We start from the raw sequence: 23165 nt of genomic DNA, 5'->3' as shown, positions 1-23165 counted from the left end.
CGGCGCCCCACTTCCAGGGTGACAGTCAAACAACTGTTTGACGCAGAGTCGGGCGAGCCGCAATCGCGGTGTTCTCCGACCGATCCCCGGAGACCGCCATGAGCAACATCGTCGACATCCGCCCGGACGCCGAGGCCGAGCTGAACAACCTGGCCATGTCGGAGTCGGCCAAGCCGCTGATGGAGGCGGTCAAGCGCCACATCGCCGAGAACGTCGAGCCGATCACCGAGGAGTTCTTCCGCCTGGGCGAGAACCGCACCGACCGCTGGAGCTGGGCGCCCGGCCAGCTGGAGCTGCTGGAAACCGCCAAGGACAAGGCCAAGGCCTCCGGCCTGTGGAACTTCTTCCTGCCCGAGAGCGAGATCGGCCGCGGCCTGACCAACCTCGACTACGCCTACATCGCCGTCGAGCTGGGCAAGAGCCCGCTGGCCTCGGAAAGCCTGAACTGTTCGGCGCCGGACACCGGCAACATGGAGGTTCTGGAGCGCGTGGGCACGCCCGAGCAGAAGGAGCGCTGGCTGAAGCCCCTGCTGAACGGCGAGATCCGCTCCTGCTACGCCATGACCGAGCCGGGCGTGGCCTCGTCGGACGCCAAGAACATCGCCACCCGCGCCGAACTGATCGGCGACGAATGGGTGATCAACGGCGAGAAGTACTACATCTCCGGCGCCGGCGACCCGCGCTGCAAGATCATGATCTGCATGGTCAAGACGAGCCCCAACGCCGCCGCCCAGTACCAGCAGTCGCAGATCCTGATTCCCATGGACACGCCCGGGGTGGAGATCCTCGGCCCGATGCATGTGTTCGGCCATGACCACGCGCCGCGCGGCCACATGCACCTCAAGCTCAACGACGTGCGGGTACCCAAGGAGAACATCCTGCTCGGCGAGGGCCGCGGCTTCGAGATCAGCCAGGTGCGCCTGGGCCCGGGCCGTATCCATCACTGCATGCGTTCGATCGGCAAGGCCGAGCGGGCGCTGGACCTGATGGTCAAGCGCGCCACCACCCGCGTCGCCTTCGGCAAGCCGCTGATCCAGCTGGGCAAGAACCTGGAACTCGTCAGCCGCGCGCGCATCGAGATCGAGGCCATGCGCCTGATGGTGCTCAAGGCCGCCAAGGCCATGGACGTGCTGGGCAACCGCGAGGCCCGCATCTGGGTCAGCATGGTCAAGGCCATGGTGCCCGAGAAGGTCTGCGAGATCATCGACCAGGCAATCCAGATTCACGGCGCCACCGGCCTGTCGGAATGGACGCCGCTGGCCGAGATGTACACCGACGTGCGCCACCTGCGCTTCGCCGACGGTCCCGACGAGGTGCACCACATGGTCGTCGGCCGCGCGGAGCTGCACCAGCACTGAGGCGGCGCGGTTCGCAGAACGCCGGTTGATTTCCTGTTTGAGATGCGATTTTGAAGTGTGGAGACGCTTCAGGATCAGCTCGGGACGGGAAATCTCGGATGGGTATCGGACGGAGTTTTCAGGCGGCGCCGCTGCTGATGGGTCTGGCGCTGCTCGCGGCGCCAATGACGGCGCAGGCGCGGTCGGGAGAGTCCCCGGACGACTGGAAAATCGTCGAAGCCGGCGGCTGCAATTTGCTTATCAACGCCCAGAGCTTTGACATGTTTGCCGGCTTCGTGGCCCCGGAGGGCTTTCAGTTCCGGTCCGTGACCTGGAAAGGCGGGTGCGACGCCAACGGCCTCGCCACCGGTCCGGGTCATGCCATCGTGGCCATCACCGATCCCTTCGGAAAATCGTCTCAGTCCGACTACCGCGGCACGACCCGCAACGGGGCTTTCGAGGGAAGGGTGGCGATCTGGCGGCTGGTCCCGGAGGGGCCTGGCGGTTCTTATATCGTCGACCAGAGCGGCCTCGATGACTCGGGCGACACCTACTATAAGTACGTCTTCACCCGCGGTTGTCGCGACATGGATTTCTGCACCAGCCCGGCGGGCGGCGACACGGTGCTTCAGGCCTACCTTCGCAAACGCGCGGAAGACGACAGAGCCCCCGTGACGGCCGCCACCGGCGCGGCTTCGACGGGCGGCGCCAGCAGCGGCGGCTCAAGCGGCGGCGGCGGCGGCGGCCGAGGCTTCCAGAACAGCTGCGTCAGCGTGCGAGCGCCCGAAGGCGACCGCGCGCCCGGCGCCTGGGCGGCCAACGACTGGGCGCTGGTCAATAGCTGCGACGTCAAGCTTTACGTCACCTGGTGCGCCCGGCCTTCGGATGTCACCGCCGGGCTCAACAACATGTGCACCGACCGCAAGTTCGTGACCAACGAACTGCCGGCCATGGGCACGATCCTGTTCCAGACGGTCAGCGACTCGGTGGCGGTGGACCTTTACGCCTGCCGCGCGCCGAACTTCCCGCAGGACGCCGCCTTCGGCGATGACGGCCGCCTGACCGCAACAAGGTGCCCCTGACGCGCTAACAGTCCCCCCGCCGCGGATCAGGCGTTTCGCCCATCGCCGCCTTGCGCCTGGAAGCCTCGGTCATCGTGTTCTCCGGGACGGCGGGCCAGAACGGACCTGGTGGCGCCCAGAGCCGTTCTCGCCGCTTCCGCGTCGGCGAGCAGATCGCGGCGTCTGTCCTCGCCAAAGCCGTCAAGGGTGCGGTAGGGCATGGCCAGCCGGGCGTTGCCGGCCAAGCGCGCGCGGTTGCGCTCGAGGAAGCCCCAGTAGAGCCGGTTGAACGGGCATGCGCCGTCGCCCGACCTGCCTTTGACGTCATAGCGACAGCCGCCGCAGTAGTCGCTCATCCGGTTGATGTAGGCGCCCGAGGCCGCGTAGGGCTTGGAGCCGACAATGCCGCCGTCGGCGAAAGTGGCCATGCCGCGGGTGTTGGGCATCTCGACCCATTCGTAGGCGTCGGCGTAGACGCTCAGGTACCAGTCGTCGACCGCGTCCGGATGGACTCCGAGCAGCATGGCCAGGTTGCCGGTGACCATCAGCCGCTGGATGTGATGGGCGTAGGCCTGGCGCCGGGTCGAGCGCACCGCGTCGGCGACGCAGGCCATGTCCGTCTCGCCCGACCAGAAGAACCACGGCAGCACGCGGTCGGCGTCAAGGGCGTTGCGCAGGCCGTACTCCGGCATCTTCAGCCAATAGACGCCGCGCACGAATTCCCGCCAGCCGAGGATCTGGCGGATGAAGCCCTCGACCGCGTTCAGGGGCGCGCGGCCCGTCCGATAGACCGCCTCGGCGCGACGGCAGGTCTCCAGCGGATCCAGCAGGCCGATGTTCAGCGACGCCGAAACCAGCCCGTGCCACATCCAGGGCTGACCCTCGGCCATCGCGTCCTGCCAGTCGCCGAAGCCCGGCAGGATGTCGGTGAGGAAGGTTTCGAGAGCGGCCTCGGCCTCCGCCGGCGTCGTCGGCCAGCCGAAGCCCTCGAGGTCGCCGAAATGGTCCGGGAACAGCCGCGCCACGTCGGCGATGGCGTCCCGCGCCGTGGCGTTCGGCGCGGTTCGCGCCCGGGCCGGCGGGCGCAGCCCGCGGGGCAGGCCCTTGCGGTTCTCCGCGTCGAAGTTCCAGCGCCCGCCCGCGGGCTCGCCGCCGTCCATGAGCAGGCCGGTCTCGCGGCGCATCTCGCGGTAGAAATACTCCATGCGCAGCTGCCGCCGGTCACCGGCCCAGGCCCGGAAGCGCGCGTGCGAGCAGATGAACCGGCCGTCCTCTCGCACCTCGACGGACGCCAGCGACGTCGCGGCGAAGACTTTGAGCGCTTCGGCCAGCCGCCATTCGCCGCAGTCGGTCATGACGACGCGCGCGCACCCGGTTTCGGCCACGGCCCGCTGAAGTTCTCCGACGATGGAGTGGGTGTTGGCCGGATCGTCGATCCGCACGTAGCGCACCCGGACGCCGCGCGCCGCGAGGCGGTCGGCGTGGCCGCGCATGGCGGCGAAGATCAGGGCGATCTTCTGCTTGTGATGGCCAACGTAGGTGGCCTCGGCGCGAACCTCGGCCATCAGGACGATGTCGCTGTGAGCGTCGAGGCCGTCCAGGGCGGACAGGCCCTCGGAAAGCTGGTCGCCGAGCACGAGCCTCAGCGTCGGGCCGCCCTGTGTCCGCCGGTCCGTCACCCGTCAGGACTCCGTTCGATCGGGCCGCGCGCGCCGGCAGCGGTCAGAGCAGTAGCGGACCTCGTCCCAGCAGGCCGCCCACTTGCGACGCCAGGCGAACGGTCGTCGGCAGACGGCGCAGTCCTTTGTCGGGAGATCGGACTTGCGCCTTGCCTTCATCGTTCCTGCCCCGTCGGCTATGACCGCCGCCAGATAGGCCGATCGGCGTCCGCGCCCACCCCGTCAGGAGAGCCGGTCGCGGAAGTCCTCGTAAGCGAACCGGCGCACGAGCGTCAGGGCGTCGGTGTCGCTGTTCCACAGGGCGATCGCCGGCAAGGGCACGCCGTTGAAGGTGTTGGTCTTGACCATCGAGTAGTGGGCCTGGTCGAGAAAGGCGATGCGGTCTCCCGGCCGGGGGATGGCCGCGAAGCCGTAGTCGCCGATGATGTCGCCGGCCAGACAGGACGGCCCGCCGATCCGGACCGTGACGCCGTCCGCCCGCTCGCCCAGCAGCGCCGGGCGGTACGGCGCCTCGATGACGTCCGGCATGTGGCAGGTGGCCGAGATGTCGGTGATGGCCACCGGCATCGCGTTGTCGAAGGTGTCGAGGATCTCGCCGACCAGGATGCCGGCGTCCAGGGCGATCGCCTCGCCGGGCTCGAGATAGAGCTGCAGGCCATGACGTTCGGCGATCCCGCGCAGGAAGGCGATCAGGTCTTCGCGTCGGTAGTCGGCGCGGGTGATGTGGTGGCCGCCGCCAAGGTTCAGCCACTTGACCGACCCCAGCATGCCCCCGAGCCGGGGTTCGACCGACGCCCAGATCCGCTCGAGCGGCTCGAACCCCTGTTCGCAGAGGGCGTGGATGTGCAGCCCGTCGACGCCCGCGAGGTGCTCGGGCCGCAACTGCGACACCGGAAAGCCCAGCCGCGAGCCGGCCTGGCAGGGGTCATACTTGGCGACCTCGGCCTCGCTGTGCTCGGGGTTCAGGCGCAGGCCGATGTCGAACACCTCGCCCTGGTCGCGCGCGGCGGCGATCAGGTCGGTGAACCGGGCGATCTGGCCTGGCGAATTGAAGATCACCGAGTCCGACAGCCGCAGGATCTCCGGCAGGTCCTCGCGCTTGTAGGCGGGGCTGTAGGTGGTCAGGTGACCGCGGTAGTGCTCGCGCGCCAGCCGCGCCTCCCACAGACCCGAGGCGCAGACGCCGTCGAGATACTCGCCGACCAGGTCGGCCAGCGACCACATCGAGAAGGCCTTGAGCGCCAGCAGCACCCGGGCCCCCGAGCGCTCGCCGACGTCTCTGAGCGCCGCGAGATTGTCCCGCACGGCGACCGCGTCGACCACGAAACAGGGCGACGGGACGCGGGTCAGGTCAAGGCGGGCGAATGCGCCGGGACCGGCGGCCCTGGTTTCCATGGCCATCAGAAGGCGAGCGGCGCCGGCAGGTCCTGGACCTTCCAGGGCAGGCCCTGCTCGTTGAGCATGGCCATGAACGGGTCGGGATCGAGCTGCTCCATGTTGAACACGCCCTCGCCTTTCCACTGGCCCGTCAGGATCAGGGCCGCGCCGATCATTGCCGGCACGCCGGTGGTGTAGCTGACCGCCTGGTTGCCGGTTTCGGCGTAGGCCGCCTCGTGGTCGCAGATGTTGTTGATGTAGACCGTCTTCGCCTGACCGTCCTTCACGCCCGTCGCGATCGTGCCGATGTTGGTCTTGCCGCGCGTGATCGGGCCCAGCGACGCCGGCTCCGGCAGCAGGGCCTTGAGGAACTCGATCGGGATGATCTCCCGGCCCTGGAACATCATCGGCTCGATGCGGGTCATGCCGATATTCTCCAGCACTTCCAGGTGCTTGAGATAGGAATCGCCGAAGGTCATCCAGAAGCGGATGCGCTTGATCTCCGGATAGAACTTCACCAGCGATTCCAGCTCCTCATGGTACATGAGGTACATGTTCTTCGGGCCGACCTGCTCGAAGTCGAACACCTGCTTGTGGCTCAGCGCCGGGCCTTCGACCCACCGGCCGTTTTCCCAGTGCCGCGACGGCGCGGTCACCTCGCGCAGGTTGATCTCGGGATTGAAGTTGGTCGCGAACGGCAGGCCCGTGTCGCCGCCGTTGCAGTCGAGGATGTCGAGCGTGTCGATCCGGTCCAGCAGGTGCTTCCGGGTGTAGCCCGTGAACACCGAGGTCACGCCGGGGTCGAAGCCGCTGCCCAGCAGCGCCATGAGCCCGGCGTCGCGGAAGCGGTCCTGGTAGGCCCACTGCCAGCTGTATTCGAACTTCGCCTCGTCGCGCGGCTCGTAGTTGGCCGTGTCCATATAGTGGACCCCGGCCGCCAGGCAGGCGTCCATGATCGTCAGGTCCTGGTAGGGCAGCGCCAGATTGACCACCAGCGCCGGCCGGACCTCGCGGATCAGGGCCGTGGTCGCCGCGACGTCGTCGGCGTCGATCTTCGCCGTCGTGATGCTCACGCCGGTGCGCTGCTTCACCGATTCGGCGATGGCGTCGCACTTGGCCTTGGTGCGACTCGCCAGGGTGATGTCCGAAAAGACGTCGCGGTTCATGGCCATCTTGTGGACCGCGACCGAACCAACGCCACCGGCGCCGATAACCAATACTCTGCTCATGTATCTCTTTCTGGCGCGGAAGAAGCCATCTCGCCAAGCCCCCCAACAAACAGTGCGCCCCGATTATCATGTCGGCGGCGGGGGGACTAACCCCGAAACTTTCCGGGACAGGACCGTCGTCGCGCCGCCGTCGCCCGGCGGCCCCGGTCGACGGCGAGCAACGGGTGTCACGGCGGCGGCCCGCCGCCGTCCGGACCCCGCCCGTCACACTCGCACAGGCTCTCGGGCTGGTCGCAGCCGGGGCACATCGGCTCGGGCCTGCCGAGCAGGAGCCAGGCCAGGGCGCTGACCGTCAGGGCCCCGACCAGCGTCAGAAGCGAAAAGACGAAGGCGATCATGGACGCCTCCCGTCGATGCCGGAAAAAGTCCCACGCGCCCGTCCGGGCCAGACCCCGCGGGTCCCACCTTGTGTCATGCCACCCTCGCTGACGCCCCCACGGCGTCGTCGACGGTAAACTACGAACCTCACACGTCAGGATTGGTCGTTCCGAAAATGCGCGCGACGAGTCTTCAGAGGCTGAAGCGCGCCAGTTCACCGGCCATCATCGCCTTGAGGCTGTCGGGCCCGAGGATCTCGATCTCGCCCCGCCAGGTGAACAGGTGCCAGCATAGCTCGAGCAGGCCGCCGGCGCGCAGGCGCACGATCAGGCTCCCGTCGTCCTGTGGCTCGAAGCTCTGGCTGGGATGGAAGCGATAGCTGGCGGCCCGGGCCGCCGCCGCCGGCGTCGCCCGCAGGACGATGTCCTCGAGCGGCTCCTGGAACACCCCGAACGAGCGGTCGGCGAAAGCGACCAGGTCGAAGCCGTCCGGCACGTCGCTGGGGGTGTCGAGCAGTTCGACCTCGTCCATGCGGTCAAGCCGCCAGAGCACCGGCTGCGGCGCGCCGACCCGCCGGGCGACGAGATAGTAGACCGAGCCGAACAGCAGGCCGCAGGGATCGACCGTCCGCGTCGCCGGCGCGCCCTCGCCCGACGGCCGGTAGGTGAACCGCACCTGCTTCATCGCCAGCAGCGCCGCCCTCAGCCGCCGCAGGATCGCCGGGTCGCAGGAGGGTCGGGGACCAGGGCTCAGGGCGATGCGTTCAGCCAGGGCGAGGGCCTCGACGTCGGCGGCGTAGCGCACCCGCAGGCCCGGCTTGATGCGCGCCTCGACCTTGCCGGCCAGACTGCGCAGGCTGTCGGCGCGGGCCGACAGGCCGTCGTTCTCGGCCGCCTCCGCCGCCAGCGCCAGATCGGCCAGTTCCTCGACCGTCGGGACCTCGAAGAAGGCGTCCAGCCCGCCGCGGATCAGAAACCGCTTGGTCCGTCCGTCGCGGACCTCCTCCATCTGCGGAAACAGGTCGCGGACGGCGTCGCGCATCCGCTCGGCCGTGCGCCGGTCGACCTCGAACTCGGCGGCGATCTCGTCGATCGACAAGCCCTCGGCCGAGGCCGCGAGGCGGCGCGAGAGGCGCAGGACGGCGGCAGCTTTTTCGAGACGCATGGGACCGTCCGGTTGAGTCGTGTCGCGCCGACGATCCTCCCGGTAGCCGCGACCATCAAGGCATAACCCGTCAGGATCGGTCGCATTGGACCCCGGGGCCGGTCCGGGGCTAGACAACCGTCCTGTTCCCCGCCGTTCGTGAGTCCCGCCTATGTCGCCGAGCCGGCCCCGCCTGGCCCTGTTCCAGCCGGTCATCCCGCAGAATGTCGGGGCCTGCATCCGGCTGTCGGCCTGTTTCGGCGTGGACCTGCATGTGATCGAGCCGGTCGGCTTCCGCTTCGACGACAGCGCCATGAAGCGGGCGGCGCTCGACTATGGGCCGCTGGCGCACATGACCCGGCACGCCGACTGGGACGCGTTCCGGCGCGACCGGGCGCCGGGGCGGCTGGTGCTGTTCACGACCAGGGGCGCGACGCCGCTGGACGCCTTCGCCTTCCAGCCGGATGACGTGCTGCTGTTCGGCAGCGAGACGGCCGGCGCGCCGGAGGCGGTGCACGCCGTGGCCGACGCCCGGGTGGTCATCCCGCTGCGGCCGGACGCGCGATCGCTGAACCTGTCGGTCAGCGCGGGGATCGGGCTGTTCGAGGCGCTGCGGCAGACGGGCGGGCTGGGGGACGCGCTCCCCTGAGCGCTTCCGTGATGACCGGGCGGGCGCGGGTCCGGATGCTCCCCTCCGGGGGAAGACCCTGCACCTGGTCCTCAAACCCCACGAACACCGCCGCCTCGTCGACCGACTTGCGGTTGGAGACGACCGTGTCGGCCGGGAAGCCGTCGTCCGGGCAGCCCATGGCGACGCAGATCATGATCACCTGGTCGTCGGGGATGCCGGCGTGCTCGCGGACCCCCTCGTCGAAGGTCAGTGATGAACCCGTCTTCGGCGGTCTGCAGGATCAGTCGGCAAGGCGGATCGTCGGCTCGGGCGCCGGCGTCGCCGCCGTCAGCTGCAGGGCCTTGACGATCTCGGCGTGACGCACGCGGGTGATGTTGTAGGCGGTGAAGATGGCCATCGAGACCAGCGACAGCAGCGCCGCGGCCGGGGCCCAGATGAGGATCAGCCGGAACTGCACGTCGGCCGGCAGGATCGCCCCGACCGTGTGGCCGATGTCCTTGGGAAAATGGATCAGGTCGAGGGCCACGCCCGCGACCATGACGCCCAGGCCCGTGGCCGCCTTGCCGGCGAAGCCCAGGCCCGCGAAGTACAGCCCTTCGCGGCGGCGGCCGAACAGGTGCTCATGCTCGTCGGCGGCGTCGGCCATCATCGAGGGATAGGCCACCGAGACGAAGCCGACGCCGATGCCGGCGATGAAGGAATTGATCGCCAGCGGCGTCAGGGCCGGGTCGCCTTCCGGCGCGAACACCCCCGCCAGCCGCAGGATCGGCAGCACCAGCCAGACGCCGATCAGCAGCACGAAGCCGGCCATCACGACATTCCGCTTCTCCATCATCCGTTGCAGCATCGGCGCGCCGGACACGCCCAGCAGGATGCCGGCGAGGTAGGCGTAGCCGAGCACCTGGAGCAGCTCGCTCTTCAGCCGCCAGACGAAGACGTAGGCGTAGTTGTTCAGGCTGGCGTTGACCCCGACGGCGACGAACACGACCACGGCCGAGAAGAACAGCGTGCGGAACGACCGGTTGCGGAAGATCTCGGCCATGTCGCCCGGCAGGCGGCGCCACATGGACCCGGCGTGCGCCGCCGGCTGCGGCAGGCCGGCCGCGTAGCGCCAGACGCCCAGGCAGCAGAGCGCCATGCAGACCAGCAGCACGACCGACACCGACCAGCCGAACCCGGGGTATCCCTCGGGACGCTGCAGGCCGCCCCGGGCGAAGAAGAAGGTGTAGCCGACGGCGAGGATGAACACCGTGGAGAAGATGCCGGCGATGGCGCGGTAGACCACCACGCTGGTGCGCTCGGTGTAGTCCGTGGCCATTTCGGCCCCGAGCGCGATGTAGGGCACGTTGAACAGCGAAATGAAGCTGCGCGCGGCCACCGACATCACCGCCAGCCAGCCGAACAGGCCGAACTGCCCCAGGCCCTGCGGCGGCGAGAACAGCAGGCCGATGGAGATCGCGATCAACGGCGCGGCGAGCATCATCAGCGGCAGGCGCCGGCCGAAACGGGACTGGATGTTGTCGGACCATGAGCCGACCACCGGATCGACCACGGCGTCGAAGGCGAGACTGACCGCCAGGGCCGCGCCGACGAGGGCGCCCGACAGGCCGAGCACCGCCGAATAGTAGAAGAAAACGAAGCCGATCGCCGCGTCGAAGCCGCCGCTCTGGGCCGCCTGGCCGAGGCTGTAGGACAGCTTCACGAGCCGCGACGGGCGCAGGTCCACCCTGCCCGCGGCCGGTCCGGCCGAGTCTTCCACGATCGACAAAAGCTTCCCCCCAAGGGTGGTCTTGTTTTGCGCCAAGCGTAGCGGCCGGACCGCGCATGGCAATGACCCGGGGCGTGATTTCCCCTTGCAGGCTTGAGAATTCCGCATTCCGCAGGGGAAGCCCGAGACCGAGTCTTCCGCTTGCCTTCCCCGCCGTCCGGCTGGCATTCGAAGGTCAGGGAGAACGCCATGATCACATTCGAGCTCAACGAAGAGCAGACGATGATCCGCGACAGCCTCAAGGGCTTCGCCGCGGACGTACTGGCCCCGGCCGCGCGCGCCATCGACGAGTCCGGCGAGACGCCCGACTCGGTGATCCGCCAGGGCTGGGATTTCGGCCTGATCGCCGCCGCCATTCCGGAAGCCTACGGCGGCGGCGGCGGCGAGCGGTCGTGCATGACCAACGCGGTGGCGCTCGAAGCGCTCGGCGGCGGCTGCGCCAGCCAGGCCGTGGCCATCATGGCCCCCGGCCAGTTCGTCGGCGCCCTGCTCGACTTCGGCACCGAGGCGCAGAAGACCGAACATCTGCCGCGCTTCGCCGGAACCGAACCGGTGGCCGCCGCCGTGGCGATTCAGGAGAGCCAGTTCGGCTTCGCCGCCGGCGCGCCGCGCACCACCGCGACCCGCAAGGGCAACGGCTGGGTTCTGAACGGTGAGAAGCGGCTGGTCCCGCTCGGCGACCGCGCCGACACCTTCCTGGTGCTGGCGGCCGAGCCCGAGAGCGGCGGCGCGGTGTCCGCCTTCATCGTACCGCGCGACACCGCCGGCCTGACCGTTTCCGCCGAGAGCGGAACCCAGGGACTCAAGCCCGTGCCCAAGGCGAAAATCCTGTTGAAGGGCGTCGAACTGCCCGGCTCGGCGCGTCTCGGCGGCGACGCCGGCATCGACGCCGCCCGGCTGGTCAACCAGGCCCGCGTCGGCGCGGCGGCGGTGGCCGTCGGCCTGTCGCGCCAGGCCACCGACTTCGCCATTCCCTACGCCCGCGAGCGCGTCGCGTTCGGCGAGCCGATCGGCAAGAAGCAGTCGATCGCCTTCATGCTGGCCGACATGCACATCGAGTGCGAGTCGATGCGCTGGATGGTCTGGAAGGCCGCCAGCCTGCTGGAGCACAAGGACCCTGGCGCGGCCAAGGCCAGCGTGCTGGCGCAGGACTATGTGCGCCGCAAGGCCGTCAAGATCGCCGATGACGCCCTGCAGATCTTCGGCGGCCACGGCTTCATCCGCGACCTGCCCCTCGAAATGTGGCTGCGCAACGCCCGCACCCTGACCGTCCTCGACGGTCCGGTCTCGGTCTAGGAGCTCCGACCATGGCTGACTTCCGACTTTCCGACATCGACCAGCGGATCCTCGACAAGGTGATCGAGGTGGGCAATTCGACCACCGCCCACACCCGCTACTACGAGGACCACGAGCACGAGTTCCCGCCCGAGCGGCTGGAGGGCGAGATCGGCTTCGAGGCCGTCTTCCCGCTGTTCGGCCAGCGCAAGCCCGACGACACGCCGCTGATGACCTTCATGATGGCCGTCAGCATGGCGCGCGGCTCGACCAACGGCGTGGTGCGCGGCCTCGGCCTCGGCATGCCCGGCGCGCGGGCCGGCGGGCTCGGCAACGCCGCCCTGCAGTCGGCCGGCACGCCCGAGCAGAAGGCCAAATGGGGCAACCTGTTCCTGGCCATGTCGATCACCGAGCCGGGCGTCGGCTCCGACACCAAGGCGATCCAGACCACCGCCCGCCTCGACGGCGACGAATGGGTGATCAACGGCGACAAGATCTTCGTCACCGACGGCGTGCGCGCCGACGGGGCCATCGTCTGGGCGACCATCGACAAGTCGGCCGGTCGCGCCGGCATCAAGTCGTTCCTGGTGCTGAAGGACGCGCCCGGCTTCGAGCTGGTGCGCAAGGAAAAGAAGATGGGCATCCGGGCGTCGGACACCGCCGCCTACGCCTTCCGCGACTGCCGCATCCCGCGGGAAAACCTGCTGGGCGGCGACGAGACCGTGCCGAAGGGCGGCGGCTCGGCCTCCTACAAGGGGGTGATGAAGACCTTCAACATGACCCGCCCGGCCGTGGCCTCCGGCGGCGTCGCCAAGGCCAAGGGCGCGCTCGAGTTCGCCAAGAGCGCCATGGCCGCCGAGGGGATCGAGGTCGACTGGGACAAGAGCTTCAGCCAGCGCAGCGCCGTCGAGCAGAAGCTGATCGAGATGGAAGCCGACACCGAGGCCGCCGCCCTGACCGTGCTGCACGCCGCCTGGCTCAGCGACACGCGCCAGCCGAACAACCTCGAAAGCTCGATCTGCAAGGCCAAGGGCGGCGAGGTCTGCCGGACGATCCCGCAGGCCGCCATGGATGTGCTGGGCGGCATGTCGGTCAGCCATGACCACCTCGTGGAGAAGTACCTCCGCGATGGCCGGATCAGCGACATCTATGAAGGCACCGGCCAGATCCAGCGGCTGATCATCGCCCGCGAGATCCTCGGTTACTCTTCGGAAGAACTGACCTGACGGTCATCCAGAGTTCACGACAGGACAGTTCCATGAGCACCGCCAGGACCGCCCCGCCGGTCGATTTCGACCAGATGCCGACGCTCGCCCATGTGGCGCGCTACCACGCCCGCGAGCGGGGCGACGCCACCGCGCTGGTGTTCGAGGGACGGGAGAGCAGCTTCGCCGACTTCGACCGGCGCACCAACCAGGTGGCCAACGCGCTGAAGGCGGCGGGGCTCTCGAAGGGTCAGCGCATCACCTACGTCGGCAAGAACAGCGACCACTATTTCGAGCTGCTGTTCGGCGCGGCCAAGGTCGGGGTGGTGATGACGCCGATCGGCTGGCGGCTCGCGCCGCCGGAAGTGGCCTACATCATCAGCGACTCCGCCGCGCCGCTGGTGTTCGTCGGGCCCGAGCTGATCGGCCAGGTCGAGACGGTCGCCGCCCTGCTGGAGTCCCAGCCGCGGGTCATCGCCATGGAGGCGGCCGGCGCGGGCGACTATCCGCTGTACGAGGCCTGGCGCGACGCCGCGCCGGACAGCGATCCGGGCGTCGAGATCAGCGTCGGCGACGTGGCCGTGCAGCTCTATACCTCCGGCACCACGGGCAAGCCCAAGGGCGCCATGCTGACCCACGCCAACATTCTCGGCGGACGTCGCCAGGCGGCCGAGGCCAACATGCCGTGGAACAGCTGGAGCCCGGAGGACGTCAGCCTGGTCGCCATGCCCGTGGCCCACATCGGCGGCACCGGCTGGGGCATCGTCGGCCTGTTCAACGGCGCCAAGGGCGTCGTGGCCCGCGAGTTCGATCCGTTCAAGGTGCTCGACTTCATCGAGCAGGACCGCATCAGCAAGATGTTCATGGTGCCCGCGGCGATGCAGATCGTCGTGCGTCAGCCGCGCGCCCGCGAGGTCGACTACAGCCGGCTCAAGTACATCCTCTACGGGGCCAGCCCGATCCCGCTCGACCTGCTGCGCGAGTGCATGGAGGTGTTCGGCTGCGGCTTCTGCCAGCAGTACGGCATGACCGAGACCTGCGGCACCATCGTCTACCTGCCGCCCGAGGACCATGACCCCGCCGGCAACGCCCGCATGCGCGCCGCCGGCCTGCCGATGCCGGGCGTCGAACTGAAGATCATCGACGAGGAAGGCAGGACCCTGCCGCCCAATACCGTCGGCGAGGTGGCCACCCGCTCGGTGGCCAACATGGCCGGCTACTGGAACCTCGACGCGGCCACCCGGGCGACCATCGGCGAGGACGGCTGGCTGCGCACCGGCGACGCCGGTTATCTCGACGAGGACGGCTACCTGTTCATCCACGACCGGGTGAAGGACATGATCATCTCCGGCGCCGAGAACATCTATCCCGCCGAGGTGGAGAGCGCGGTCTACGGCCACCCGGCGGTGGCCGAGGTGGCGGTGATCGGCATCCCCGACGAGAAGTGGGGCGAGGCGGTCAAGGCCGTGGTGGCGCTGAAGCCCGGCGCGACCGCCGACGCCGAGGACATCATCGCCTTCGCCCGCACCCGCATCGCCGCGTTCAAGGCCCCCAAGAGTGTCGACTTCATCGACGCCCTGCCCCGTAACGCGTCGGGCAAGATCCTGCGCCGGGAGCTGCGCGATCCCTACTGGGCGGGCCGCGAACGCCGGGTCAACTGACGGGGCCGTAGCAGGCGAAGGACCGGATGACCCTGTCGCCGGGACCGAACTCGAAGGTCTCGGCGACGGTCTGGCCGCGGTGGTTGCGGTAGATGATCGTCAGGCAGTCGTGCCCGGTCAGCACCTGACGCAGCTCGAACCGCAGCGCCGGCTGGGCGTCCAGACCGCCCCGCCAGTAGCCGCGCAAGGCCTCGACGCCCTCAACGCGGCCGTCGCCGAGGCGCGCCCGGGCGACCGGCGAGAGGAACACGATCTCCGGCGCGTAGTGCGACAGGATGCGGTCAAGGTCGTGGCTGTTCCAGGCCGCCAGCCATTCGGTGGCGAAGGCTTCGGGATCGGGCATCGGGGCGCTCCGCTGACTCGTCAGCGGACAGCAAGTCAGGCCCGGCGTTTTCCGGCAAGGCCGGCGCGCACGTTCGACAGGATGGCCTCGCGGGCGGCGTCGTCCGGGGCGTTCTCCAGCGCCTCGTCCAGCGCCATCAGGAAGCCGGCGCGGGCGTTGTGCCAGTCCAGCGCGGCGGCGGCTTCCGGGGCGATGCGCGGCGGCTCGCCCGGCGCATGCTCGGCCCGCGCCCGGTTGAGCACGAAGGTCTCGTCCAGCCGGGGGGCCAGCAATTGCCCGGCCGGCAGGCCCGCCGCGACCAGACGCTCGCGCAGGCCCTCGACCGCCCGGGGCTCGCCATGCGCCATGAAGATCGAGCCGCGCACCGGCAGCCGCGCCTTCGCCCACGCCACCAGCCCGGCGGCGTCGGCATGGCCGGAGTAGGAATCGAACATGCGGATCTCGGCCTGGACGCGGATCTCCTCGCCCTGGATCGTCACGCGCCGCGCGCCGTCGGCCAGCAGCCGGCCGAGCGTGCCGGCCGCCTGGAAGCCGGACAGCAGCACCGTCGTCTCCTTGCGCCACAGCAGCCGCTTGAGATGCTTGCGGATGCGGCCGGCGTCGCACATGCCGCTGGCCGCGAGGATCACGTGCCAGCCCTTGAGGCGATCGAGGCCGTCGCTGTCCCAGGGCTTGTCGAGATACCGCAGCCGTTGCGACTGCCGGGCGCCCTCGAACGGGTTGCGGCCCTGGTCCCGGTTCCAGCCGCGCTCGAGGAACACCTCGGTCGCCTCGATGGCCAGCGGGGAGTCGAGGAAGATGTCGCCGCCGGGAGCCTCGCCGTCGTCCATGACCTGCACCAGGTCGGCAAGCAGCTCCTGCGACCGCTCGACGGCGAAGGCCGGGATCAGCAGCGGGCCGCCGCGGGCGTGGGCGTCGCGCAGCTCCTGGGCCAGAGCCTTGCGGCGAGCGACGGCGTCGACGACGACCCGTTCGCGGTCGCCGTAGGTCGACTCCATGATCAGGTGGTCGAGACCGGAAGGCCCCTGTGGGTCCGGCACAAAGGCGCTGCCGCCCGGCCCGATGTCGCCGGAGAAGAACAGCCGCATCGGCTCGCCCTCCCCCTCGACCAGCACCTCGATCGAGGCGGCGCCGAGGATGTGGCCGGCTTCCCAGTAGGTGGCGGTGACTCCCGGCGCGACCGTCACCGGCTCGCCCAGCTTGACCCGCTCGAACTGGCGCATGACGCGCGCGGCGTCACGCTCGGTGTAGATCGGCTCGACGACCGGCCGGCCGCGCTGCTGGTTGCGGCGGTTCAGGTGCTGGACCTCGGCCTCCTGGATGCCGCCGGCGTCGGCCAGCATGACCTTGCACAGGTCGCGGGTGGCGGCCGTGGCGTGGATCGGTCCCGCGAACCCGGCCAGCATCAGCTTGGGCAGCAGGCCCGAGTGGTCGACATGGGCGTGGGTCAGCAGCACAGCGTCAAGGGTCGCCGGATCGAACGGAAACGGGTTGTAGTTCAGCGCCTTGAGGGTCTTGGAGCCCTGGAACATGCCGCAGTCGATGAGCACGCGGGCCTTGTCCGTCCGCAGCTCGGCGCAGAAGCCGGTGACGCAGCCGGCCGCGCCGTGGAAGGTCAGAGTGGGGGTCATGCGGCGATCTCGCTTCGCAGGGCTTCGGCCAGCCGGCCGGTCAGGTCGAGGGCGTTGGTCGGGTGTGTAATGGAGTCGCTGGAGACGATGCGGCGGGCCCCGGCCTCGCGCAGATGGTCCAGGGCGTCGGCGTCGAACAGGGCGTGAGCCACGGCGACATCGACGGACGCGGCGCCCGCTTCGCGCAGGTGGTGGATCGCCTGGACCAGGGTGCCGCCGCTGGAGCAGATGTCATCGAGCAGCAGCGTGGCGCGGCCGGCGACCGAGGGGCCGGCGCCCAGCGTCATCTGGACCTCGCGGTCGCCCAGACGTTGCTTGTCGAAGGCGGTCCAGTCCGTGTCGAGCCGCGCGGCGGCGGCCTGGACCCAGGGGCGGGATTCGCTGTCCGGCCCGACGATCAGCGGCTGCTCGCCGACCGCGGCGACGGCCGCCAGATCGCCGCCGATGTCGATGTTGGTCGCCGGAATCCCGAGCGCCCCGGTCAGGGAGGCGGTGCGGTGCAGATGGGCCTGGACCGTGACCAGCCGGTCGAAGGCGCCGCCGAGCCAGCCGCAGACCAGGTCGCGGCTGAGCGGCTGGCCCGGGGCGAAGACCATGTCCTGGCGGAGGTAACCGAGATAGGGCGCGACCAGCACGAGGCGGGTGACACCGGCCCTGCGCCAGGCGTCGGCGGCCTGCAGCAGCGGCACCAGCCGCGTGTTCGGCTGGTTCAGCGCGCGGTAGGCGATGACCGTGGTCGCGCGGGTCACCGGCACGGTGGGCAGGGTTTCGCCGTCGGGAAAGGTCTTCAGGTCGATGATCGCCGCCGGCACGCCGAGCGCCGCCGCCAGCCGCTCGACCGGCCCTTCGTCGCCGGGAAAGCCGTGCACCTGGATGGTCATGGCGCGGCGACCCGGAAGCCGGACTCGGCGCCGGCGGCCTCGGCGGCGAAGGCGAAGTCCGACGGGTCGGAGGCGTAGACCCGGTAGAGCGGATCGCCCTTGCGCACGACATCGCCGATGCGATGGAACAGTTCGATGCCGGCGCCGGCGTCGGTCGGCGCGCCGGCCAGACGGGCGACCGTGGCGATGCGCAGGCAGTCGATCGACTCGACCCGCCCGTCCCGCTCGGCCCTCGCCTCCATTCCCAGCGTGCCTGGGCCCGCCCGGAGCGGCGAGGCGCCCTGGGCCTCCATGATCGCGTGCATCCTGTTCAGCGCTGCGCCGGACTCCAGCAGTTCGCGCGCCCGCGCCTCGGCCTGGCCGCCGGGCAGGTCGGGGTCGGAATCCAGCACACGGGCGGCCAGGCGGATGGCCTTCTCGCGCAAATCCGCCGGCGCCCCGGGCTCGTTGGCCAGCACCGCCATGACGTCGCGCGCCTCCAGCCACGGGCCGACGCCCCGGCCGATCGGCTGGCTGCCGTCGGTGAAGACCACCTCAATCTCGAGACCGAGGTTGGTGGCGACATATTCGAACAGCTTGCGCAGCCGCAGGGCCGCGCGGTTGTCGCGCAACTTGGCCGAGGGCCCGATCGGCAGGTCCAGCACGAGGCGGCCGACGCCGGCCGCGACCTTCTTCGACAGGATCGAGGCGACCATCTGTTCGGGGGTGTCGATCGACAGGGGCCGCTCGACGGAGATCAGCACGTCGTCGGCCGGCGACAGATCGACCTTGCCGCCCCAGATGACGCAGCCGCCGCAGCGCTCGACGACGTCGTGCATCTCGGCCTCGGACAGGTCGACGCGGGCCAGCACCTCCATGGTGTCGGCCGTCCCCGCCGGCGAGGTGATGGCGCGGGACGAGGTCTTGGGGATGGTCAGGCCGTGCGCCGCGACGATCGGGGCGATGATCAGCGAGGTGCGGTTGCCCGGGATGCCGCCGATGCAGTGCTTGTCGACGACGCGGCGGCCGTTCCAGTCGAGGCGGGCGCCGGCGGCGATCATGCCGCGGGTCAGGCCCAGCGTCTCCTCCGGCGACATGAAGCGGGCGCAGGCGACGAGGAAGGCGGTGACTTCCATGTCGCTCCAGCGGTGGGCGGCCAGGTCCTGGGCGACGGCGACAAAGGTTGCGTCATCCAGGGTGTGGCCGTCGACCTTTGCCCGGATGGCCGCCAGGCTGTCGGGCGCGCGGGCCTGGGACACCTGGATGGGGTCGCCCGGCTTCACGCCGAGGCGGCGGAACAGCGGCTCGGGCAGGCCGATCTCGTCCGGCGCCAGCAGGCCGTCGTCGCCGATCATGGTGGTCGCCAGCAGGCTGCGCCCGCCGGCCTTCAGCTCGATCCGGCGCGAGCCGCGCAGGCGTTCGGGGCGCAGAACCAGACTGCAGCGCGCCAGCACGGCGACGTTCTCGCGGAAACTGTCGAGCCCGAGCCGCCGGGCCCTCAGGATCCCGCCGCCATCGGACGAAGCCTCGACCGCCTTCACCTCGCCCGTACTCACCTTGATCATGTTACCCCCGATGGCGAACCATGACCTTCCAACGCTCCCTTGCATTGAGCGACATCAAAGGGTCGCCCCGCTTGCAGATTTCGTCGACTAGCCAAACCGGGCCCGGTCCTCCACATGTCATGCAACGGAACCAGCGTTCGCCAAATTCAGACCCGGAGCACCCCCGCATGTCCGACGCCCCTGCCTACACGCCGCCGAAGGTCTGGACCTGGAACAAGGAGAACGGCGGCCGGTTCGCCAATATCAACCGGCCGATCGCCGGGCCGACGCACGACAAGCCCCTGCAGGTCGGCAAGCACCCGCTGCAGCTCTATTCGCTGGCCACGCCCAACGGAGTGAAGGTCACGGTGATGCTCGAGGAGCTGCTGGCCAAAGGACACGCCGGCGCCGAGTATGACGCCTGGCTGATCAACATCAGCGCCGGCGACCAGTTCGGCAGCGGCTTCGTCTCGGCCAACCCGAACTCCAAGATTCCGGCGATGGTCGACCACAGCGACCCGGCCAAACCGATCCGCATTTTCGAGTCCGGCGCGATCCTGATCCACCTGGCCGAGAAGTTCGGCGAGTTCCTGCCCACCGATCCGGCGGCGCGGGCCGAGACCCTGTCCTGGCTGATGTGGCAGATGGGCAGCGCGCCCTACCTCGGCGGCGGTTTCGGCCACTTCTACGCCTACGCGCCGTTCAAGATGGAATACCCGATCGACCGGTTCGCCATGGAGGTGAAGCGCCAGCTGGACGTGCTCGACCGCCGGCTCGGCGAGACCGAGTACCTGGCCGGGGCGGACTATACGATCGCCGACATGGCCGTCTGGCCCTGGTACGGCGCCCTGGCCAAGGGGCTCGTCTACGACGCCGGCGAGTTCCTGCAGGTGCAGGACTACAAGAACGTCCAGCGCTGGACCGACCAGATCGCCCAGCGGCCGGCCGTCAAGCGCGGCCGGATGGTCAACCGGGTGATGGGCGATCCCGCCAGCTGCCTGCCCGAGCGCCACGACGCCGGCGACTTCGACACCAAGACCCTCGACAAGGTGGCCAAGGCCGACTGACGAGGCCGCGCCGCCTTCCTTCCGCATTCAACGAGGGTGGCGCCATGAGCGCGCGCCCCGACATCAGGGACGACCCATGGATCTTCAGCTCAAGGGCAAGAACGCCGTCATCCTCGGCGGCACGCGCGGCATCGGCCGGGCGATCGCCGAGACCCTCGCCGCCGAGGGCGCAAATGTCGCCGTCTGCGCGCGCAACGCCGACCAGGTGGCCGAGGCCGTCGCGGCGCTGGGCGCCACCGGCGTGAAGGCGACCGGCGCCTCGGTCGACATCATGGACGGCGCGGCCCTGAAGGCGTGGATCGCCGCCGCCGGCGATGAGCTGGGCGGCATCGACATCCTGGTGTCCAACGCCGGGGCCATGGCCCAGGGCGGCGACGCCGGCGCCTGGACGCAGAACTTCCAGCTCGACGTGCTGGGCCTGGTGAACGCCTTCGATGCGGCCAAACCCTTCCTGCTGAAGGCGGCGGAAACGCACGGCGACGCCTCGGTGGTGATCATCGCCTCGGTCTCGGCGGCCGAGGCGGACTCGGCCAGCTCCTACGGACCGGTCAAGGCGGCCCTGATCCACTACGCCAAGGGCCTGTCGCGGCAGTACGCGCCCAAACACCTGCGGACGAACGTCGTCTCGCCCGGCACCGTCTATTTCGACGGCGGCGTCTGGCAGATGGTCGAGAAGAACGCGCCGGAGATGTTCAAGGGCGCCTTGGCGCGCAACCCGATGGGCCGCATGGCCACGCCGCAGGACATCGCCAACGCCGCCGTCTTCCTCAGCAGCCCCCTGTCCAGCTTCACCAGCGGCATCAACATGCTGGTCGACGGCGCGATCAGCCGGCGGGTGAACTTCTAGGGTCTGACCGCCCCCTAGTTCGCGCGGCCCATCCAGGGGTGGAAGCGGCCCTCGGGGTCCCAGACCGCACGGATCTGGTCCAGGCGCTTCATGTTGGCGTCCGACAGGAAGCGATCCGGCCGGCGGGCGAGGTTCTCGTCGGCCAGCTGGATGCCGCGGCTGTGGGCCGACAGCGCCTGCATGTGACGGGTCGCCCAGTCGCCGTGCGCCGCCTCGTCCGAAGCCTTCCGCAGGCCGCCGTAGAGCGCCAGATAGGTGCGCGCCTCGACCGAGAAAGCCATGTCCGGCCGGCTGGCGGGCGGGTTCCAGTTGAGCCACAGGGCATGACTGGGCGCCGGCGGCTGGCTGTCGGCGATGGCGCGCAGGGCCGGCAGCAGGGGGCCGATCGGCTCGTCCATCCACATGTTGTCGGCCTGCCAGCGGGTGTCCGGCAGGAACAGGGTCTTCTCGCCGGTCTTCATCATCTGGCCCAGCGACATGGGGACGAGCGGCAGGGTCAGGCTGGCCTTGCGGGCGACCGGGTCGGCGGTCATGAAGCGCACCGCCTCGAGCGCCTCCTTGCGGCTGTCAGCCATGACCGGGGAGAAGATCTCCAGGCCCGGCGCAAAGATGCCGATGGCCTTGCGGTTCATGACCATCTGGAACTCGACGCTCGGCGACACCGCCGGCCCGACGCGGTCGGCCCAGGTGAACACCTCCTCCAGATGCTTCATGCGGAACACCTGCAGCTTCAGGCCGATGTATTTCGGCCGCGCGTGCAGCCGGAGGTGAAAGCGCACGACGACGCCGAAGAAGCCCGGGCCCGACCCGCGCGCCGCCCAGAACAGGTCGGCGTTCTCAGTCTCGCTGGCGTGCACGACGCGGCCGTCGGCGAGGACCACGTCGATGCCGGTGACGTTCTCGCAGCCGAGGCCCAGCCGCCGGCTGTTCCAGCCGAAGCCGCCCTGCAGCAGGAAGCCGCCGATGCCGACGGTCCAGGCGTGGGCCACCGGAAAAAACAGACCTGCATTTTTCACGGCGGCATCGACGTCGCCGCAGTGGGCGCCGGGGCCGACGGTGGCCGTGCGGGCGACGCTGTCGACGGTGATGGCGTTCAGCCGCGAGACGTCGATCAGCAGGCCGTCCTCGCGGATGTGGTTCTGGGCCCAGCTGTGACCGCCCGAGCAGATGCTGACCTTGCGGCCTTCACGCGCCGCGCGGCGGACGGCGGCGATGACGTCGAGCACGTCGTTGGCCTGGACCACCACGGCCGGCCGGCGGCCGGGCTCGCGGGCGTTGAAACTGGTGCCGAGCACCGCAGCGTCGAAGCCGGGCGCGCCGCGTTCGAGGGTCACGCCCCTCTGGCCGGTGGATTTCATGCGGAGGGTCCGGTGCTGAAGGCGGCGTGGACATCGGGAAGGATGGTCGCCAGGTGGCTCATCTCCTGGGCGCAGTGGACCAGCAGGTCCGCGGCCTGTGAGGCTGAAAAGGGGGCCATCCGGCTGGCGGCGCGGCCGAGCGCGGCGCCGAGCGGTCCGGCCATGCCGCGCGGGCGGACGTTCTCGCCGCCGACCCAGAAGCGCGAGCGCATCTCCGCGCCGCCGGGGACGGGCCGCACATGGTGGATCAGCCAGCCGGTCTCGACCGGCGCGCCCGCGAGACCGCCGCGGGCGCAGATGGCCACGGCCCCGTCCCGCGCCAGCCGGGCCTCGTCGAGGCCGAGGCTGGCCGGCGGCACGAAGCGGATGGTCAGGCCCATCCGGCCGGCGCCGACGTACTCGACGACGTTGGAGGTGCGGCCGATGTAGTGGTCCAGGTCGTCGCGGCCATCGGACCAGGCGACATGCACATGGGCCTTCGGGTGCCAGAGCTTGTAGCGTTCGGCGTGGCTGCCGTGCCAGGCGAACCACCAGTCCCACATGGCCGGGGTGACGCCCGGCATCGGCGTCTTGACGAAGACCCGGGCCGATCCGTCGGGCGCGACGGTGTAGCCGGTCTCCACCGGCCAGTCGCCCGCGTCCAGCAGGTCCCCCGCCCGAGCGACCGGCGGCAGCAGTTCGTGGGCCACCGGCCCCGTCGCGAGGGCCTCGCGAACGTGAGCGGACAACGGGGCCATGTCCGGGCGGAAGAACCGGGCCGTGGGGCTGCGCGCGAGGTCCGTCGCGCTGTAGCCGAGGTAGAGGTCTTTTTCGGGGACGGTGGGCATCGGC

General features: G+C 69.9%; 21 protein-coding genes. 8 read left to right on the top strand and 13 right to left on the bottom strand.

The annotated features are described in order from the left end of the window. Positions 1-98: 98 nt before the first annotated feature. Together AC1RN0_RS02015 and AC1RN0_RS02010 are read left to right on the top strand one after the other, a co-directional pair. On the top strand, positions 99-1358 hold the full coding sequence (locus tag AC1RN0_RS02015; RefSeq protein ID WP_492785756.1) for an acyl-CoA dehydrogenase family protein: 1260 nt from the start codon (positions 99-101) through the stop codon (positions 1356-1358). A gap of 98 nt (positions 1359-1456) precedes the next feature. Then, positions 1457-2419 carry a hypothetical protein gene (locus AC1RN0_RS02010; RefSeq protein ID WP_492785755.1) on the top strand — a complete coding sequence of 321 codons (963 nt, stop codon included), beginning with the start codon at positions 1457-1459 and terminating at the stop codon, positions 2417-2419. A 26-nt stretch (positions 2420-2445) separates the two neighbouring features. On the opposite strand, the gene AC1RN0_RS02005 is transcribed toward AC1RN0_RS02010, so the two are convergent. The 6 genes from AC1RN0_RS02005 to AC1RN0_RS01980 form a co-directional block, all read right to left on the bottom strand. Then, positions 2446-4077, bottom strand: coding sequence for a cryptochrome/photolyase family protein (locus AC1RN0_RS02005; protein ID WP_492785754.1), 1632 nt, complete (start codon positions 4075-4077; stop codon positions 2446-2448). A gap of 3 nt (positions 4078-4080) precedes the next feature. Further along, positions 4081-4236 (bottom strand): DUF2256 domain-containing protein, encoded by a 156-nt coding sequence (locus AC1RN0_RS02000; RefSeq protein WP_492785753.1) that lies wholly within the window; start codon positions 4234-4236, stop codon positions 4081-4083. 63 nt (positions 4237-4299) lie between these two features. Continuing rightward, positions 4300-5472 (bottom strand): carboxynorspermidine decarboxylase, encoded by a 1173-nt coding sequence (locus AC1RN0_RS01995; RefSeq protein ID WP_492785752.1) that lies wholly within the window; start codon positions 5470-5472, stop codon positions 4300-4302. Between the two features lie 5 nt (positions 5473-5477). Next, the gene (locus tag AC1RN0_RS01990; protein WP_492785751.1) at positions 5478-6683 is read right to left on the bottom strand and encodes a saccharopine dehydrogenase family protein; all 1206 of its coding nucleotides are present in this window, start codon (positions 6681-6683) and stop codon (positions 5478-5480) included. A gap of 167 nt (positions 6684-6850) precedes the next feature. Continuing rightward, positions 6851-7021, bottom strand: a complete 171-nt coding sequence (locus AC1RN0_RS01985; protein ID WP_492785750.1) for a hypothetical protein — start codon at positions 7019-7021, stop codon at positions 6851-6853. Between the two features lie 172 nt (positions 7022-7193). After that, a complete protein-coding gene (locus AC1RN0_RS01980; RefSeq protein ID WP_492785749.1) occupies positions 7194-8165 on the bottom strand; it encodes a helix-turn-helix transcriptional regulator in 972 nt (323 codons plus the stop codon). A 151-nt stretch (positions 8166-8316) separates the two neighbouring features. Here AC1RN0_RS01980 and AC1RN0_RS01975 point away from each other — a divergent pair, with 151 nt between their 5' ends. Further along, positions 8317-8793 carry a tRNA (cytidine(34)-2'-O)-methyltransferase gene (locus tag AC1RN0_RS01975; protein ID WP_492785748.1) on the top strand — a complete coding sequence of 159 codons (477 nt, stop codon included), beginning with the start codon at positions 8317-8319 and terminating at the stop codon, positions 8791-8793. A 262-nt stretch (positions 8794-9055) separates the two neighbouring features. Here AC1RN0_RS01975 and AC1RN0_RS01970 read toward each other — a convergent pair whose 3' ends face one another. Beyond that, complete coding sequence (locus AC1RN0_RS01970; protein ID WP_492786409.1) at positions 9056-10534, bottom strand: MFS transporter; 1479 nt, start codon at positions 10532-10534, stop codon at positions 9056-9058. A gap of 198 nt (positions 10535-10732) precedes the next feature. On the opposite strand from AC1RN0_RS01970, the gene AC1RN0_RS01965 reads away from it, so the two are divergent. From AC1RN0_RS01965 to AC1RN0_RS01955, 3 genes are read left to right on the top strand one after another with little or no spacing between them, the layout of a single operon-like run. After that, positions 10733-11839 carry an acyl-CoA dehydrogenase family protein gene (locus tag AC1RN0_RS01965; RefSeq protein WP_492785747.1) on the top strand — a complete coding sequence of 369 codons (1107 nt, stop codon included), beginning with the start codon at positions 10733-10735 and terminating at the stop codon, positions 11837-11839. A gap of 11 nt (positions 11840-11850) precedes the next feature. After that, complete coding sequence (locus AC1RN0_RS01960; RefSeq protein ID WP_492785746.1) at positions 11851-13044, top strand: acyl-CoA dehydrogenase family protein; 1194 nt, start codon at positions 11851-11853, stop codon at positions 13042-13044. 32 nt (positions 13045-13076) lie between these two features. Next, positions 13077-14684, top strand: coding sequence for a fatty acid--CoA ligase (locus AC1RN0_RS01955; RefSeq protein ID WP_492785745.1), 1608 nt, complete (start codon positions 13077-13079; stop codon positions 14682-14684). Here AC1RN0_RS01955 and AC1RN0_RS01950 read toward each other — a convergent pair. From AC1RN0_RS01950 to AC1RN0_RS01935, 4 genes are read right to left on the bottom strand one after another with little or no spacing between them, the layout of a single operon-like run. Continuing rightward, positions 14677-15027: a YybH family protein gene (locus AC1RN0_RS01950; RefSeq protein WP_492785744.1), complete on the bottom strand. Its 351-nt coding sequence runs from the start codon at positions 15025-15027 to the stop codon at positions 14677-14679. The two genes, AC1RN0_RS01955 and AC1RN0_RS01950, sit on opposite strands and share 8 nt — an antisense overlap. 35 nt (positions 15028-15062) lie before the next feature. Continuing rightward, complete coding sequence (locus AC1RN0_RS01945) at positions 15063-16658, bottom strand: MBL fold metallo-hydrolase RNA specificity domain-containing protein (RefSeq protein ID WP_492785743.1); 1596 nt, start codon at positions 16656-16658, stop codon at positions 15063-15065. Continuing rightward, complete coding sequence (prs, locus tag AC1RN0_RS01940; RefSeq protein ID WP_492785742.1) at positions 16655-17539, bottom strand: ribose-phosphate diphosphokinase; 885 nt, start codon at positions 17537-17539, stop codon at positions 16655-16657. Before prs ends, AC1RN0_RS01945 begins: the two co-directional genes overlap by 4 nt. Further along, complete coding sequence (locus tag AC1RN0_RS01935) at positions 17536-19083, bottom strand: thymidine phosphorylase family protein (protein ID WP_492785741.1); 1548 nt, start codon at positions 19081-19083, stop codon at positions 17536-17538. The genes prs and AC1RN0_RS01935 overlap by 4 nt, the downstream gene beginning before the upstream one ends. A 167-nt stretch (positions 19084-19250) precedes the next feature. On the opposite strand from AC1RN0_RS01935, the gene yghU reads away from it, so the two are divergent. Both yghU and AC1RN0_RS01925 read left to right on the top strand, forming a co-directional pair. Next, a complete protein-coding gene (yghU, locus tag AC1RN0_RS01930; protein WP_492785740.1) occupies positions 19251-20129 on the top strand; it encodes a glutathione-dependent disulfide-bond oxidoreductase in 879 nt (292 codons plus the stop codon). 76 nt (positions 20130-20205) lie between these two features. Continuing rightward, on the top strand, positions 20206-20976 hold the full coding sequence (locus AC1RN0_RS01925; protein WP_492785739.1) for an SDR family NAD(P)-dependent oxidoreductase: 771 nt from the start codon (positions 20206-20208) through the stop codon (positions 20974-20976). 14 nt (positions 20977-20990) lie between these two features. On the opposite strand, the gene AC1RN0_RS01920 is transcribed toward AC1RN0_RS01925, so the two are convergent. Together AC1RN0_RS01920 and AC1RN0_RS01915 are read right to left on the bottom strand one after the other, a co-directional pair. Next, a complete protein-coding gene (locus AC1RN0_RS01920; RefSeq protein WP_492785738.1) occupies positions 20991-22334 on the bottom strand; it encodes an FAD-binding oxidoreductase in 1344 nt (447 codons plus the stop codon). Beyond that, positions 22331-23161 carry a DAPG hydrolase family protein gene (locus AC1RN0_RS01915; protein ID WP_492785737.1) on the bottom strand — a complete coding sequence of 277 codons (831 nt, stop codon included), beginning with the start codon at positions 23159-23161 and terminating at the stop codon, positions 22331-22333. Before AC1RN0_RS01915 ends, AC1RN0_RS01920 begins: the two co-directional genes overlap by 4 nt. Positions 23162-23165: the final 4 nt, after the last annotated feature.

This window comes from Caulobacter sp. GW821-FHT12F03, from assembly GCF_058806855.1.
The sequence above is the reverse complement of the archived record's forward strand: the minus strand, read 5'-3'. Positions and strand labels throughout refer to the sequence as shown.